Genomic DNA, 16,519 nt, shown 5'->3' with positions numbered 1-16,519 from the left:
AAGCGATATTCAAACACTTGTTTGCCGCCAAGAAACTTCGTGTTACAGTGAGTGTATGAATTCTGTTGTATCATTATATACAAACTAGACTGTCGGAGCTGTTAGGTCTACATCATTACTATAAAGTAGATAACCCATAATATTCGACAATGCGGTATCCAAGCATAATGCCTATTAATATCCTTATATTATCTCCTCGCTCAAGGATGAGGGACATGTTGGAATCGCACCTTATTCAGCAAAATTTGGAGCTGAGTTTCGTTGCCACCCTCCCTGAGCTATTTCTTCGCTTTGAGGAGATACGCCCTAATATCATTATAATATGTACCAGTGTAAAAAATGTACTGCAATCACTAGAGACTTACTCTCCACTTATTAAGCAACAGCATACCCCAATAGTGCTCGCAGATGAGCACATCACAGAAGAAGATGGCATTCAGTTACTAGCTGCATCATTCACTGATTTCATTTCTCTTAGTGATGCCACAGGCGATACTTTTAGTCGCAGCATTAGATTGCTGACTCAAATTAATCAAAAGAATACAGAACTAAATGCTACACATAATACGGACCTATTAACATCACTTAAAAACCGGTCCTGCTTTTACACACACCTTCAATGTGAATTAGACCATATTTTGCTCAATAACGAAGCGCTCGCACTCGTTAGTTTAGATATTGATAATTTTAAAGCCTTTAATCAGTGCATGGGTTATGCCGCAGGTGACCAAGTCCTCCTAGACCTTAAAAACCGCCTGCTTAATTGTGCCCGTCATTTCCCTGTATTTAGAACAGGTGCTGATGAGTTTTTCATCATTATTACGGCAACGACTATTGATGCGGCAAAAAAGGAAACGAGTCACTTACTAGAAGTCATGGCCGGATTTTTATTTTCGAGCTTCAATATTGCCAATCAAGAAAATGTGCTTGGAATAAGTATTGGTGTGACCTTTTCTAGCGAAAACGCGCTCGATGTTGATACGCTAACGAACCAAGCAAACCAAGCCCGCAGCCGAGCGAAGCGAACTCACGGTTGCAGCTTCTCTATTTACGAGCCAGATAAGGACCAAATATCGCCTTATGAAGGTTTATTAGAATCAGACATCTGGGCAGCCTTAAAAGAAGAACAATTTGAGCTTTATTACCAACCACGTATTGATCTGCATTCAGGCGAAATAGTGGGCGCTGAAGCTTTAATGCGCTGGAACCATCCATATCACGGCTTAATTATGCCGGATGATTTCATTCCGATTTCAGAGCAGACCGGACAAATTGTCCCTATGGGTTTCTGGGCTATTTTCCAATCTGGCAAAGATCTAAAATCTATTCAGGATGCAGGATATAACCTGACCAAATTAGGTGTGAACTTATCATTCAGACAGTTTCAGGATGACCATCTAGCACAAACGATCCATCGTATTATCGATAAAGAAAGCATAGATACACAAATACTAGAATTTGAGCTCACAGAGTCAGCACTATTCAGTGATGACCTACATGTACAAAACAGTATTGAAAAGCTTAGCCAAATAGGTATCGACTTTTCGTTAGACGACTTCGGTACGGGCTACTCATCTTTTGCGCTTTTACAAAAGCTACCCATTAGTGCCCTAAAAATTGATCGATCTTTTGTTGCTAGACTGCCAGAAAGTACAGATGACGCTGAGATTGTCCGAGCTATTATCAATTTAGCCCATAATCTAAATATGGGTGTTGTGGCAGAAGGTGTTGAAACAAAACCGCAATTAGAGTTCCTTATTCAAAATGGCTGCGACCAAGTACAAGGTTTTTTCTTCAGCCCTCCCGTACCACTAAAAGCATTTATTAAAATGCTGAAGACCGACTAGCCAGCCCTTCTCTAAAACCCAGCGCTTCCATCAAATCACTACTTTCTACCTTTTCATTTCCATTCAAATCAGCAATAGTTCGCGCCACCTTCATAACACGATGACACGCCCGAGCGGACAAGCCAAAGCGTGTTGCTGCCGTCGCAAGTAACTGTCGGTTGGAGTCGGTTAACTGGCAAATAGCATCCAGCGACTGTGCCGCCAACACGCTATTACGACAAGATTGACGCTGATACTGTAATGCCAATGCTGATGAGACCCGACAAGAAACATCCGCACTGGATTCAGCTTTAGACTCATCCAGTTTCAACAGTGTTTCAGCAGGCAACGCTGCGACAGTAACGAACAGATCAATACGATCAAGCAATGGGCCGGACAACTTCTCTTGATAACGCCGCACCTGATCTGGCGTGCAACGGCATTTTCCCGACGCATCCCCAGCATAACCACATGGGCATGGATTCATTGCAGCGATGAGCTGAAATCGAGCAGGATACTCTGTTTGTCGGGCGGCACGGGAGATCAAGATAGCTCCCGTTTCCAATGGTTCACGCAGCACTTCTAATACTTTTCGGGAAAACTCAGGTAGCTCATCTAAGAATAAAACGCCTTGGTGTGCTAAAGAAATCTCACCAGGACGTGGATGGCTTCCCCCTCCGACTAATGCAGCAGCCGATGCAGTATGATGCGGCGCACGAAAAGGACGCGTACCAAGGCAAATACTATCAACCGGTAAACCTGCAACAGAATAGATCGCCGCTGTTTGCAAACGTTCCTCCTCTACTAGAGGCGGTAATAAACCCGGCAAACGGGCTGCCAACATACTTTTTCCGCTACCTGGCACACCACTCATCAGTAAGTTGTGCCCGCCAGCTGCAGCAATTTCCAATGCTCGCTTCGCTTTAATTTGTCCTTTCACGTCCGATAAATCATTTAGACGGGTCTGTACTGCTCTATCAGCCGGTGACTGCTCTGCACTTTTAAGCTCTTTTTTGCCCGCTAAAGCGGCACATACATCTAATAAGTGCTCAGCAACACGAATATCAAGCTCACGTACTAATGCCGCTTCAGAACAATTTTTTGTGGGTATCCACAATGCACGACATTGCTTTTTACAAGCCAGAGCCGCGGGTAAAACCCCCGTGATACTTCGGAGTTCTCCAGAAAGCGCCAACTCCCCCAGCAACTCCACACTTTCAAGTGATTTATCAGGAAGTTGGCCTGAAGCAACCAAGATACCCACGGCTATCGCTAGATCATAGCGCCCACCTTCTTTCGGAAGATCAGCAGGTGCTAGGTTAATAGTGATACGGCGCTGTGGGAATTCGAATCCAGAATTGATAATAGCACTGCGTACCCTCTCTTTACTTTCACGCACCGCCGCTTCTGGAAGGCCTACTAGCATAAGCGCAGGTAAACCAGCCGATAGGTGAATTTCAACAGTGACAGAGGGTGCTGCCACACCTAACTGAGCGCGGGTATGAACTATTGCAAGTGACATAGATCCTTCCTTGGATACAAAAACACACGATATAACTAAATTTTTTCCAACACTAACTGCTCAAATAACAACTCAACACTTAATAAGCTACCAAAGTATTCGCCTTGCATATAGCCAACACCTTGATGAGACAATTGCATACGCTGGCCAGCAGATTGCACACCACCAGCCGCTAATGCGATATCAAGATCAGCAGCGATATCCGCTAGTTTTTCTAACGTTCGACGGCTCTTAACATCAGCTTCCATAGACTGTACAAGAGAAGCATCTAGCATTAACAGCTGCGGCTCGAGCTCTTTTAACTGTTGTATAGGCGGTAAGTAATCACTCAAACCACTCAACACAATAGAAAAACCTAGCGCTTCTAAATCAAACAGCACACCTTCATGGTCGCGTGTTTCAATTGCGTCTATTTCCAACAGCACCTTTTTACGTATCCCTTCAGATAAGGTCAGACGAGTAGTCATGAACTCCATGAAGGAAGGTAATTCAAGTACATCAGGCGGAATTCGTACAATAACGCCTTGGAAGCTTTTCTGTTGTGATAGCTGCTGCAAAGGCGCCTCAAGCTGATTAAATATCCAACTCAAATAGGTATGCCAACCACTATCACCTTCTAGCATCTGTGTTAGCACATGTTCCTCAGAACCAACGCAAGGAACACCTTGCAATAAAGGTACTAATTGCGCACCTTCAATACGGTGGCTACGTACACCATAAACAGGACGGTACCCCAACTCTATGCTTTGATAATCAGGCTTAATCAGCTGTGCTAAGTCTTTAAGGTTCAGTGCTTTACGTTGACGAAGAGGGTCATACAAACGCACACCACTGGTTCCAGAGCGCGATAACGCTTTTAGTGCTTGGCTTGCAGCTCCCAGCAGCTCACCAGCATCATTTGCCTGCAGAGGAGCTAAGGCAACACCGACAGACGCACTTAAATGAATTTCTCGCTGATCTATACGAATCCCATATGACAACTGTTCGATAAGGCGATGTGCCACACTCACAGCAGCTTCGGCTTTATCTATATTCGATAATTGAATGATAAAGGCATCATCATTTGCACGAAAAAGAATATCACCCTCTCGTAGGGTCGTAAGTAGACGACTTGCTAACTCTTCAATGACTGTTTCACTGGCCGTTTGCCCTAAAGAGTCCTGAATCCATTGAAATTTTTCCAAACCTAGCTTCAACAAAGCTACTTGCTTGCCAGCTTTATTAGCATTGCTAATTTGAGCATTTAACGCCACTTTAAATAGAGGGACGGGGGAATCGTTAGTTGCTTTAATAAGCTGCTCGTAAAGTAATGGCTGTTTTATTGCACGCTCAGCATTCAAGACAAAATGCTGTGAGGCTTCAATCCACATCAGACGACAATCATACAAGGTATGCGAGTCAAACAATGCCAATACAGCTTCGGCCATACCAGACTCACAAGCGCTTACGCAAAGCGCTTGCAGCTTGGCAGCGCTTGAAGATAAATGTAACGTTTGTAAACTTTGCCCCGCTATAGAAGCGACTGACTGCTCGCACAAAGCAGCAAATTCAGGTGTGCTATAAATATAATGGCCTGCTGTATCTATCCAAGCTAGGTTACATCTCATTATTTGTCCCTTTGAATGAAAACCTTATTTACACTGTGCACTTTCATCAAGCCTATATGGGGCACATAGTTTAAGATTAGTCTGTTTTTTCAGCTGTGCTTTCCTGAGCGTCAAGACGACTCTCAATGTCAGCTAGAACTGTTTCTAACTGTTCAACTTTTTCTCGCGTCCGCCCTAAAACAATCGCTTGTGCATCAAATTCATCACGCGTAACCAAGTCCATTTTACTAAGCGCAGATTGCAAAAATACTTTTACTTGCTGCTGGCCAGGAAGGTCTGCGCCACCATTGAATGTGTTCATCATCTGTGAGAACTGCGCTGACAAGCCTTCTATAATTTTTTCATTCATCTTAACTAATCCTACTTACTAGCAAATTTAAAACTCGTTTCGGCTTCCACTATAGCGGCTGAAACCTTTTCCTTCTATTGCTGCGTTTATACTTTTCACCTCATTCGCCTTTCAAGGCCATGCACCAAAGAAGTGCGCGCACAACAAATGAGCACGTTAACTTCTTAATTTTTGTCTGAAAAGCAAAAATATCATTAAAAAACAAACCAAATAACACTCAACTAATTGTTTTTAAAAGATTTATAAAAACAAGGCACAAGTTTCGCTATAGGGAAGATAACTTACTAATAATCATCGGCACCAAAATAATGCCAATGAACATATAGCTAACTATAGGGAGACACCCCATGAAACTAATTTCGGCGATTATCAAGCCATTTAAATTGGATGATGTACGCGAAGCACTTTCCGAGATCGGTGTACAGGGTATCACCGTCACCGAAGTTAAAGGTTTTGGCCGCCAGAAAGGTCATACCGAACTGTATCGCGGTGCTGAATATGTTGTCGATTTCTTACCTAAAGTACGCATTGATGCCGCTATCTCAGATGAAATGGCCGATCAGGTAGTCGATACCATCAGTCAAGCAGCACAAACCGGAAAAATTGGTGACGGTAAAATTTTTGTCATGCCATTAGAACAAGTCGTGCGAATTCGTACGGGTGAGTCAGGTAACGACGCACTGTAAACCGAATTAAGTCTCGAGCCTGACGGAGGGCAGATGTGATGGAAGAATTATTAAATACAACAGCGGGTGATCTAGCCCAGCTAAAATATGCAGTAGATACTTTCTACTTCTTAATATGTGGTGCTTTAGTTATGTGGATGGCGGCTGGCTTCGCCATGTTAGAAGCAGGCTTAGTGCGCGCAAAAAATACCACTGAAATTTTGACCAAGAACATTTCGCTGTACGCTATTGCCTGCACCATGTACTTACTCTGTGGTTACTTCATCATGTATAGCTCAGATGCTGGCGGTATATTGCCAAACATTGGCGCTTTGATTGGTGACGAGAACGGCGTTGATGCAGTTCTTGCTGGCGGTGACGATGCTCCCTATTACTCTTCACGTTCAGACTTCTTTTTCCAAGTCGTGTTTGTAGCAACGGCAATGTCTATTGTCTCCGGTGCCGTCGCTGAACGTATGAAACTTTGGGCATTTTTAGCTTTTGCAGTCGTCATGACAGGCTTCATCTATCCAGTTGAAGGTTACTGGACATGGGGTGGCGGTTTCCTCAGTGAAGCGGGTTTCTCTGACTTTGCAGGTTCAGGTATTGTCCACATGGCAGGTGCTTCTGCTGCACTAGCTGGAGTGCTCATGCTTGGTGCTCGTAAAGGGAAATACGGTAAAAATGGGTCTATTAATGCGATCCCTGGTGCAAACCTACCGCTGGCAACACTAGGTACATTTATCCTTTGGATGGGCTGGTTTGGTTTTAACGGTGGATCACAGCTAAAATTATCAAATGTTGAAGACGCTAACGCCGTTGCTCAAGTGTTTATTAACACCAATGCGGCAGCAGCCGGTGGCTGTATTGCGGCTCTTATTGTTGCCCGCTTGTTATTCAAAAAAGCTGATTTAACTATGGCACTCAATGGTGCACTTGCTGGACTAGTCGCTATTACTGCTGATCCCTTATCCCCTACTGCACTGAGCTCTACGGTAATCGGCGCTGTCGGCGGGGTCATCGTCGTCTTTTCAATATTAACGCTCGATAAAATGCGCATTGATGACCCTGTCGGTGCAATCTCTGTACACGGTGTTGTGGGCATCTGGGGACTGCTAGCCGTACCTTTGAACAATGCAGATGCAACCTTTGGAGCACAACTACTTGGCATTATATCTATCTTTGCTTGGGTGTTTATCGCTAGTTTGGTTGTCTGGTCTATCCTGAAAGCTGCTATGGGCATTCGCATTAGCGAAGAGGAAGAGTACGAGGGCGCGGATATCGCTGAATGTGGTATGGAAGCTTATCCTGAGTTCAAGTCAGCAGGTAAATAGCAGAGTAACACCCATAAAACTTCGCTAAAAAGGGTGCTTCGGCACCCTTTCTGTTTTACAGCCAGACAATGCGTAACTTAATAAATGTGGGTATACTGGCGCCAGCTTATTTAAGTATGCTCGACAGTCGGTAACGATAATCGACACTAAAAGGAGACATCTATGAAACTTGTTAGCGCAGTAATCAAGCCCTTTAAATTAGACGACGTACGTGAAGCATTGTCTGATATTGGTATTCAAGGCGTAACGGTTACTGAAGTAAAAGGTTTTGGCCGCCAGAAAGGCCATACCGAACTCTATCGCGGTGCAGAATACGTTGTCGACTTTTTACCTAAAGTAAAAATCGAAGTCGCTATCGATGAGGATATGCTTGACCAAGTCATCGAAGCCATTAGTAAAACAGCAAACACCGGCAAGATTGGTGATGGCAAAATCTTTGTAATGCCTCTAGAGCAAGTCATTCGTATTCGTACAGGTGAAAGTGGTCCTGACGCTTTGTAAGATCTTTTGCGTAAAATATTAAAGCACCTTATTAGGTGCTTTTTTAATGCCCTCAGAAAAGTAGGGGAATAGAGACACTTTCATTGACATGAATCAGCGTATCAATAAGAGTTAACCCTATACTATCTCTTTTACGCGCTCGGATACTCTACCCCATGTATTTCCTATGATCAAAGGCAACGACACTTCTCCTGATCACATACGCTTGATCAACAACATCTTCAAGCCTTTTAGAGATGCAAAGATTGCTGTTGCCTGCATCCAAAGAAATGCGGGCTTTTTACTGGTTAACCACACATTCGCTGACACTCTAGGCTATGACTCTCACCACCTTTCAGGAGAATCATTTTTATTGTTATGCGAAAAGAAACTACACAAGTTTACACTCACACGCTTAGCCGCTCTGTTTGATGGTCAGATTGACAACTACAAACTAAAACGAAATTTACTAAAAAAAGATAACAAATTCTTTACAGCATCTGTCTCAGTATCCGCAATAAAAGACGATGCCAATACAACCATTGCTGCGATCATTATTGTTTCAGAAGTGAGCGATAATATTGACCAATTACTTGAGGTCAAAAAGCTCTCTTATGCTGTTGAAAATAGCGGAAGTGCAGTGATGATCACTGACGCTAACGGCTCTATTGAATATGCCAACGCACGATTGACCGATATAACCGGTTATCCGCTGGACGAGCTACTAGGCAACACGCCAGCCATACTACGCTCTGGACAAACTCCCGCTGAGACGTATAACAATTTGTGGGGTTGTATTCTTGCTAACAAATCTTGGCGTGGCGCCTTAATCAACCGAAAAAAAGATGGTTCATGCTATTGGGCTTATCAATCCATCGCCCCCATTGTCGACAAAAGCGGCACACTAATAAGTATTGTCTCAGTGAGCGATGACATATCCCAAATTAAAGAACATGAAGGCCAGATGGAACAGCTAGCCTTTTTTGACCCACTGACAACATTAGGAAATCGGCGTAAGTTTAGAGACGAACTCAATCGCCTTATCGCGATTCCTGAGGCGCTAAGCAGCGCTTTATTTTTACTCGATCTAGATCACTTCAAACAAGTTAACGATACATTAGGGCATGATGCTGGTGACCAGCTACTCATTGCTGTTGCAAACCGATTACGCTTTTGTAGTAGTGAACACTACACGGCATTTCGTCTTGGTGGTGACGAGTTCACCCTGTTGGTTACTCAGGTCCGAAATCCAAGCACACTGGAACATTTAGCTGCAGAAGTCATTGAGCTACTTGCTCAACCGCTTCAAGTTGGCCCGCACGAAATCACCATTACTGTCAGTCTTGGGATTACGCTTATACATACTGATGGTGATGAAGCTAGCGACCTCTTAAGAAATGCAGATTTAGCCATGTACGAAGCGAAACGCATTGGCCGCAATACATTTTCCTTTTTTAAACCACATATGGATTTTGAATCCAAAAGAGCCTTATCTCTTGAATTGGACCTTCGTCACGCCATTGAACATGAAGAGCTATCACTGGTTTTTCAACCCTTAATAGATTTGCGCACAGGGAAAGTAACAGGATTAGAAGCACTGACACGGTGGCACCACCCCATTGAAGGCGATATCCCCAGTACTGAATTTATAAAACGCGCAGAAGACACAGGACTCATTATAGCCTTAGGGAAATGGGTGCTTAGAAAGTCTGCCATGTTAATGACACAGTTGCATCTAGCGGGATACCCCTACCTTTCACTTTCAATCAACATATCTCACCACCAGCTAGAACGCTTCTCTTTAATAACAACACTACATGATCTATTACAAGAGATGCCTTTTTTAGCTGAAAAGCTAACACTAGATATTAGTGGTAGCTTGCCATTGCACAACACTTCGCAATTAATCGATGCGATGAAGCAGATTAAAGGCATGGGGATTGGATTAGCTTTAGATGACTTTGGGACAGGTTTTGTGTCATTAGAGCTTCTGCAGAAAATGCCTATTGATTACTTAAAAGTAGATCTGAGTTTTATTCAAAAACTACCTAACGATCACGACAGTGCCGTGATCACGTCGACTGCCATTATGATGGCAAAAAAGCTAGGTATCACATCACATGCTGAAGGTATCGTATCTCAAGAACAGCAACAATTTTTATTAAGCCATCACTGCTTTTCAGGCCAAGGGAACTTCTACAGCGCACCTTTAACGATTGATGAGCTACTCTATACCCTTGATGAAAACACAGGCCTATTCACGGACAAACAAGTTTTGTACTCTGATCAGAAGCACTTACAATAACAACCGCCCTGTAGTATTAACGAGTAGATAACGGCAACTCAATCGTGACGCATAAACCATGGTCAGAACCATTAGCTGCCCAGATGCGCCCCTGCAAACGCTCAACAGCACGTTTAGCAATACTTAACCCTAGGCCAAAGCCTTTTGCATTACCATTATGACGAAAGAATGGCTCAAACAGTGACTCTAATGCGGACTCGCTAACACCTTCTCCATAATCACATACACACACTTGAATATATTTATTCCCTGCCAACACTAGTGACACATCAACAGCGCTATTCACCTCTGTATGCTTCAAAATATTACCCAAAACATTGCTAAGCGCGCGTCTAAACAACTCAGGATTACCTTTACATAAGGCGAAAGCAGGTAAGTCATTTTGCACCGTAATACATCTACCTGCCTGCGAGAACGTAAAGTCATCTAACTCTTGCTGTAATACTTGAGCAACATCAAAACCACTCTCTTGAGCTTCCAAGCTATCTAGCCGAGCAAGCGACAGAACTTCATCGATAAGTTTACTCAAACGCTCACATTCAAGGTTCATCCGCTGGGTAATTTTACTGTCACGCCCTAGCTGCTGTTCTGCCAGCCCTACGGCTGCTTGAAGGCGCGCTAATGGGGCACGTAACTCATGCGATACATCTTGTAATAATCGCTGCTGACCTTGAAGAGTATGCTCTACATACGATGCCATTTGGTTAAACTCTCGCGCCAATGCGCCAATTTCATCACCTCGCTTTAACAGCGTAGGCTCTACACGTACACTAAGTTGCCCCCCGTATAATTGCTCCACATACACTCGCAGCTTATTAACAGGCCTAACAACAATAACCGTCAATAACAAACTAGCTAATGCCGAAGCAATGAGCACTAACACAGCCTGAATAGAAAAAAGAAATGCCTGTAATCGCGAAAAGTGACTACTAATAGGATCTAACGTAGCTTTAATGATGTATGTTTTTCCAGAGGAAGAGATCAGCTCAAACGATAAAGGAGTATCCAGTGTATTAAATTGTTTTTTTCCAAAAACTAACGTTCCTTGCGCGGTTCTTATTTGCAGGGGAAGAAACCTAGGAGGTTTATTAAATTGATGGTGATCCGATTCTTCTCTATCATGATTACGCTTCGATTCTCTGGGCATAAACGAAGCGTCAGTTTCAAAACGTTTAATAATTTTTTCAGCTTGCGCTCGCGCCCTGTATTCAAATACTTCTGCAAGCTTATCTCGTTCTGTTATCTCTCCTACTACCAAGACAGTGACCAAAATAACACTTAAGCTAGCCAGCCAAAAAGATAGGAATATTTTCCAAAATAAACGCTTAAAGAACTTCATGCACTATCTCTCACAAAGAGATAACCTTCACCTCTGACCGTTTTAATTAGCTCTTGCGGAGCATTACAAGATGCTATCTTTTGCCTGACACGACTCACATGCACATCGATAGCTCTATCATACGCGGTGAGTGGCCGATGCAAGACTTTCTCTGTGAGTTCTGATTTACTTAGTATTTCACCCGGTCGCAGCATAAACTGATACAACACATTAAATTCAGCGCTTGTCAGGTCGACTACATGCGCACCGATCAATACTTCTCGTTTAGAAGGGTCTAGCTCAATCGTTCCATGTTTAAGTATACTCGTAACACTCGGCTCAACTTGTTTCGCTCGGCGTAAAACAGCACGGATACGCGCCAACAGCTCTCTTGGATTGCAGGGTTTAGACAAATAATCATCAGCGCCCATCTCCAACCCCAGAATACGGTCTATATCCCCACCGCGTCCTGTGAGCATAATAACGGGAAGCTGAAAGCCTGGCCTCAATTGCTGCAAAAGCTCTAATCCAGACATTTCAGGCATCATAATATCAAAAACAGCAAGATCGAAGGTTTCTCCTGCTTGTAAGCGCTCCAATGCATTCATGGCACTATTGGACACACTTACCTTCACACCTTCTGCTGTGAGGTAATCCGACAGTAACTCCGTTAACTCTTGGTCATCATCAACTAACAAAATATGACTTACACCCATACCCTCAACTCCACACTCTCTATGTACCTATTGTAGCCTTGAAAAAAGCCTCTCAGTAAAGCCTTTACCTAACTTTACACCCTCTCAACCCAACTTTGCATTTACTCAGCGCACAATAGCTCCATCACTTTAAAGCACCGGAGATCCACAATGAAAAAGCTAACTATTGCACTGCTTACTTTACCCGTACTACTCGTTGGAACTACTGTCATTGCAGGCATGCAACATGAGGGGTTTAGTAAATGTGATCGTGATGGAAAGATGGAAAAATATGATCAAAAAGATCGCTCGAAGTACATGGTAAAGAAAATGTCTAAGAAACTTGGATTAAGCGACACACAGCAAGAAGAAGTACAAAAACTTTTTTCTAGCAAACATGAACAGCGCCAAAAAATGCACACCCAAATGCGCACCTTACACCAGGCAACACGTGACTTAGACCCAAATGCTGCTGACTACGACCAGCAACTAGCTAAAACCAAGACAACTGCCGCCGATATGGCTGTGAATAAAGTCGAGCAACAAGTGAATATGAAAACTGAAATGGCAAAAATTCTTACCGAAGAACAAATGAGTAAACTAGACGATATGCGTGCAAACTTTGGCGAAGGGCGCGGCAAACATCACTAAGCAGGTTGCGACAAACGTCAGCAACAAGAACCAACACCGATCGCAGCACTACTCCCACAAAAAAGCCCGGAAATTTCCGGGCTTTTTATCATGAACTAATCAGAAACTAATCGTTTAGACTTTCTCTGTTTGAGATGTCTTCGCTTTATCATCCACTGGGTCAGCAAAAATGATTTCATCAGCGGGATCATGCTTACCTAGTAATCGAGGACGTTCAATTAAGAAGTACAATACCAATCCGATAACGACAGCAAACACGGTTGATTTCGGATCAGGCATTGCGAGTGTTACGGCGACGATACCTGCAACACCACGCTCAGTTGAGTTCTTCAACTGCTCCATTCCAACCATAATACAAATATAGGCAGTCAATACGAGCGTAAGTGAAAGCGCAATAGGAAGAACGGGTTTGAACAAGGTCACCAATGGCAATATAAACAATGCCACTAAGCCTGTAATCCAGAACGTACCGCCACCACTATAAATTGAATCCATTGCCTTGCGGCCCATTGCATAGCGCTCAGCAACAGTAGCATGAGCCGCTGTCCATAGAGGACCAGCCAGCGCAGGCCAAGGAGCCAAGAATGCATGCATACCGTTACGCAAAGCAGTCACCAAGTGAACGCGGTCTATGTCAGTTTCGATTTTCTCATCATCACGTATATGATCTATACGTTTTACTAGCGTAAAACCAACAATAATGTCACCGAAAGCAATAACATAAGCGATGATTGCTGTTGGTATAGCCAACAAGTAAACGTCCCATTCTGGGAAGCCTGTCGAAAATACCAAATAATCTAACATCAATGAAAAGTTTGGATTAGTAATGCCCCACTCAATTTCTGGCATTGGGTATTCACCCACACCCCAACCAATAACCATAGCAATTAGCATTCCCGGCACCATACCGAAGTTAGCAATCTTTTTAGCCAGTGGGTTACTGTCGAGAACGTTTTTAAACGACAGAGAGAACAATACATAAGCAGAGATAATCGAACCGAAAATTAGTGAGTATGGGGTTGCATCAATACGCCCACCCACTTTTAATTCACCCATCATCGCAGCAATACCTGCACCAATAATTATTCCAGACTTCAAAGAGTTAGGAATAACATCAACCAGTTTAGAGCCCCAACCGGTCATACCCAGTATTAAGAAAATTAGCGTTACTTCGATTTGTAATGCGAACAACGCTTTAATAGCCTCTGGGCCAGGCTCAAAACCGTTAAGGTAAAGCAGTACAACCGGTATCGCCGGAGTAATCCAGCCCGGCACTAATGGCACACCCAGCATTGCTGGTAAAATATACCCTATCCCAGCAATAAAAGTGAACGCCAATGCCGCCTCATAAGGCATACCTAAATATTTTTCTAGCAGCGGGATTATTGCCAGCCCCACTACAAACATCACTAATCCCTGAATAACCTCAGGCATCTCAATGCGGTAATGCACACCGGGCAAACGAATTTTAAAAGGTCCAAACCCCCAATATGGTTGTTCTTCACCATGAGTTCTTTGTATCAGCGCCATACACTTCACCTAGTAAGATTTTGGCTCATCATCCCCAAACAACCCCTACTAGTTATTCCGGATGACATAGAGCTATTAAAACCTCGCTACGTTATGCTTTTGCAGTGCAACAATCGATACCTACAGCGGATACTTTAGTATCGATTTTATACTAAAGTATTACGGGAATAGCCTTATTTAGGTTATATTTTCATATTAATTATTCATATTTTATTAATTTTAATAAGAATATGTACCTATCTTACCTGTGACGAAACTCACTTTATGGGACATCACGGTACATTTGTATGCAATACTTGCCAATGTACCGTGCACCCCAACAAAAGTTACACCTTAAACTTACCTAGTTCTGCATCCTGACGTGCTGTTAATTCAACCATGGAGGCACACCGCTGTTTTTGTGTTTTAGCACCATTGGACACAGATTGACTAATATCACGAATATTTGTGGTATTACGGTTAATTTCTTCAGCTGTTGCGCTCTGCTGCTCTGCAGCTGTTGCGATCTGAAGAATCATCTGATTTATCTCATGAATGCTATCGCGTATTGCCCCTAACACAGCATCTGCTTCGCTCGAAGCAACCTGTGTATCACTGGCCTTTTGACGACCATTGAGAATAATATTTTCAGCATTACGTACACCCAGCTGTAATTGATGGATCATGCTTTTGATCTCTTCTGTCGATTGCTGTGTCCGTGATGCAAGCGCTCTTACTTCATCTGCAACCACAGCAAAACCACGCCCCATATCACCGGCCCGCGCCGCCTCAATAGCCGCATTTAATGCCAATAAGTTCGTCTGATCAGCGATACCTGTTATAACCGTGAGAATTGATTCTATATTGTCGCTGTAATGAATAAGGTCATTAATTGTCTGAACCACATCATCCATCTCGCTCGTCAGCGAAGCAATTGAGCGCGTAGTTTTGGATACAACCTCCACACCCTTCGTTGCAGCCACATCGGCCAAATGAGCAGAGTCAGCCGCCTGCTGAGCATTGGAGGCAACATCTTGTGCTGTTGCTGACATCTCATGCATTGCTGTAGCTAACTGATCTAGTTCAAACAACTGAGTTTCGAGATTTCCTGATGCTTCTGATGCTGATTTAGAGGTCAAATCTGTATGCAATTGAACATCTTGAGAAAGTGTTTTCACACGGCCAATAAGATTTTGTAAGTACTCAACAAACTGGTTAAAGTCTTTCGATACTTGACCAAACTCATCTTTACTCTCTACTGATAAGCGTTTGGTAAGATTACCTTCCCCTCTATTGATCTCTAACAACGACTCACGCAACTTTTGCAAAGGCAGTAACTGCCGCGATACCGCAATATACAATGCAAGCGAACACAGAAGTGCACTTAACACGGTTCCTATGAGTGCCGTCCAGCCGAACCGGTTTGCACTTGCCATCACGAGGCTTTTATCCAACACAACACCGATATACCACTCACTACCATATAAGCCTTCAAGCTGATGAAAAGCAGCAAACATCGTTTTACCATCTATTTCTGTCTCTTGTAGGGTTTCAGATAGTGCTGGCACGCCCCCCTCAAATAACTCAGAAATAGACTTAGCATTTAGCGTTTCATCTGGGTGGCTAATAATATTGCCCTTACTATTGAGTAAAAACGCATATCCCGTGTTATTAAAGTTCAACGTATTAACAGCATCTGATACTGCTTTAAGGCTTAAATCACCACCAAATGCTCCTTTGAATTCACCTTTATCATAAAAATTTGCAACCGCAGAAATCAAAATATCTTTGGTTGCGGCATCAGCATAGGGGTCAGTTAGCACCGCTTGCTTATGGTTCTTTGCATAGGGGTACCAAGGTCGCTTCCTTGCATCCCAGTTATCCGGGTTCCAAGAAGGATCATTCGTAATACGCTGCCCATCCGTTTCCAAACCACCAAAGATCAGAATAAATTCTTTTTTAAGTAGTGGGGTATCGAATGTCTGCTGGACGGTTGCTCTATTGAAATTTTCACTCATGACTTCTGACATCATATCTATCAGCACCAATTTACCATTGAGCCAATGTGTGACTTGTAGACCTAAAGCGCCCGTAGCTTCACTGGTGCTTTGAGCCGTTTTCTCATACAAAGCGTCACGTACTGAGCTGTACTGTAACCACGAAAAAACGGTAAATGCCAAAACAACAATAGACGACGCTAATAGCGCAACTTTATGTGACACTTTCATATTTTTTTTATTCTCTGGTATTTTTTATTA

The 16,519-nt window shown here is 43.3% G+C and carries 13 protein-coding genes; 6 read left to right on the top strand and 7 right to left on the bottom strand.

The genetic code is table 11. The features are described 5' to 3' along the window. The first annotated feature begins 215 nt into the window (after positions 1 to 215). A complete protein-coding gene (locus NEJAP_RS01145; RefSeq protein WP_201348914.1) occupies positions 216 to 1,847 on the top strand; it encodes a putative bifunctional diguanylate cyclase/phosphodiesterase in 1,632 nt (543 codons plus the stop codon). Here the strand turns inward: NEJAP_RS01145 and NEJAP_RS01140 are convergent. The 3 genes from NEJAP_RS01140 to NEJAP_RS01130 form a co-directional block, all read right to left on the bottom strand. Beyond that, positions 1,825 to 3,348, bottom strand: coding sequence for a YifB family Mg chelatase-like AAA ATPase (locus tag NEJAP_RS01140; protein WP_201348913.1), 1,524 nt, complete (start codon positions 3,346 to 3,348; stop codon positions 1,825 to 1,827). The genes NEJAP_RS01145 and NEJAP_RS01140 overlap by 23 nt on opposite strands. Positions 3,349 to 3,383: 35 nt before the next feature. Next, complete coding sequence (locus NEJAP_RS01135) at positions 3,384 to 4,955, bottom strand: diguanylate cyclase domain-containing protein (RefSeq protein WP_201348912.1); 1,572 nt, start codon at positions 4,953 to 4,955, stop codon at positions 3,384 to 3,386. 76 nt (positions 4,956 to 5,031) lie between these two features. Beyond that, the gene (locus NEJAP_RS01130; RefSeq protein ID WP_201348911.1) at positions 5,032 to 5,304 is read right to left on the bottom strand and encodes an accessory factor UbiK family protein; all 273 of its coding nucleotides are present in this window, start codon (positions 5,302 to 5,304) and stop codon (positions 5,032 to 5,034) included. A 347-nt stretch (positions 5,305 to 5,651) separates the two neighbouring features. Between NEJAP_RS01130 and glnK (NEJAP_RS01125) the strand changes: the two genes are divergently transcribed. From glnK (NEJAP_RS01125) to NEJAP_RS01110, 4 genes are all read left to right on the top strand, one after another. Continuing rightward, entirely contained in the window at positions 5,652 to 5,990 is a 339-nt protein-coding gene (glnK, locus tag NEJAP_RS01125) for a P-II family nitrogen regulator (RefSeq protein ID WP_201348910.1), read from the top strand. A gap of 38 nt (positions 5,991 to 6,028) precedes the next feature. Next, the gene (locus NEJAP_RS01120) at positions 6,029 to 7,303 is read left to right on the top strand and encodes an ammonium transporter (protein WP_201348909.1); all 1,275 of its coding nucleotides are present in this window, start codon (positions 6,029 to 6,031) and stop codon (positions 7,301 to 7,303) included. A gap of 162 nt (positions 7,304 to 7,465) precedes the next feature. Continuing rightward, a complete protein-coding gene (gene glnK / locus NEJAP_RS01115; RefSeq protein WP_201348908.1) occupies positions 7,466 to 7,804 on the top strand; it encodes a P-II family nitrogen regulator in 339 nt (112 codons plus the stop codon). Between the two features lie 166 nt (positions 7,805 to 7,970). Next, complete coding sequence (locus tag NEJAP_RS01110; RefSeq protein WP_201348907.1) at positions 7,971 to 10,088, top strand: EAL domain-containing protein; 2,118 nt, start codon at positions 7,971 to 7,973, stop codon at positions 10,086 to 10,088. Between the two features lie 16 nt (positions 10,089 to 10,104). Here the strand turns inward: NEJAP_RS01110 and NEJAP_RS01105 are convergent, their stop codons facing one another. Next, a complete protein-coding gene (locus NEJAP_RS01105; protein ID WP_201348906.1) occupies positions 10,105 to 11,427 on the bottom strand; it encodes a sensor histidine kinase in 1,323 nt (440 codons plus the stop codon). Then, positions 11,424 to 12,122, bottom strand: coding sequence for a response regulator transcription factor (locus NEJAP_RS01100; RefSeq protein WP_201348905.1), 699 nt, complete (start codon positions 12,120 to 12,122; stop codon positions 11,424 to 11,426). The genes NEJAP_RS01105 and NEJAP_RS01100 overlap by 4 nt, the downstream gene beginning before the upstream one ends. Before the next feature lie 150 nt (positions 12,123 to 12,272). On the opposite strand from NEJAP_RS01100, the gene NEJAP_RS01095 reads away from it, so the two are divergent. Beyond that, positions 12,273 to 12,752, top strand: coding sequence for a Spy/CpxP family protein refolding chaperone (locus tag NEJAP_RS01095; RefSeq protein ID WP_201348904.1), 480 nt, complete (start codon positions 12,273 to 12,275; stop codon positions 12,750 to 12,752). 114 nt (positions 12,753 to 12,866) lie between these two features. On the opposite strand, the gene NEJAP_RS01090 is transcribed toward NEJAP_RS01095, so the two are convergent. Together NEJAP_RS01090 and NEJAP_RS01085 are read right to left on the bottom strand one after the other, a co-directional pair. Further along, positions 12,867 to 14,282, bottom strand: a complete 1,416-nt coding sequence (locus NEJAP_RS01090; RefSeq protein WP_201348903.1) for a solute carrier family 23 protein — start codon at positions 14,280 to 14,282, stop codon at positions 12,867 to 12,869. A 326-nt stretch (positions 14,283 to 14,608) separates the two neighbouring features. Further along, entirely contained in the window at positions 14,609 to 16,489 is a 1,881-nt protein-coding gene (locus NEJAP_RS01085) for a methyl-accepting chemotaxis protein (RefSeq protein WP_201348902.1), read from the bottom strand. Positions 16,490 to 16,519: the final 30 nt, after the last annotated feature.

This window comes from Neptunomonas japonica JAMM 1380 (assembly GCF_016592555.1).
GTDB classification, from domain to species: domain Bacteria; phylum Pseudomonadota; class Gammaproteobacteria; order Pseudomonadales; family Balneatricaceae; genus Neptunomonas; species Neptunomonas japonica_A.
The sequence above is the reverse complement of the archived record's forward strand: the minus strand, read 5'-3'. Positions and strand labels throughout refer to the sequence as shown.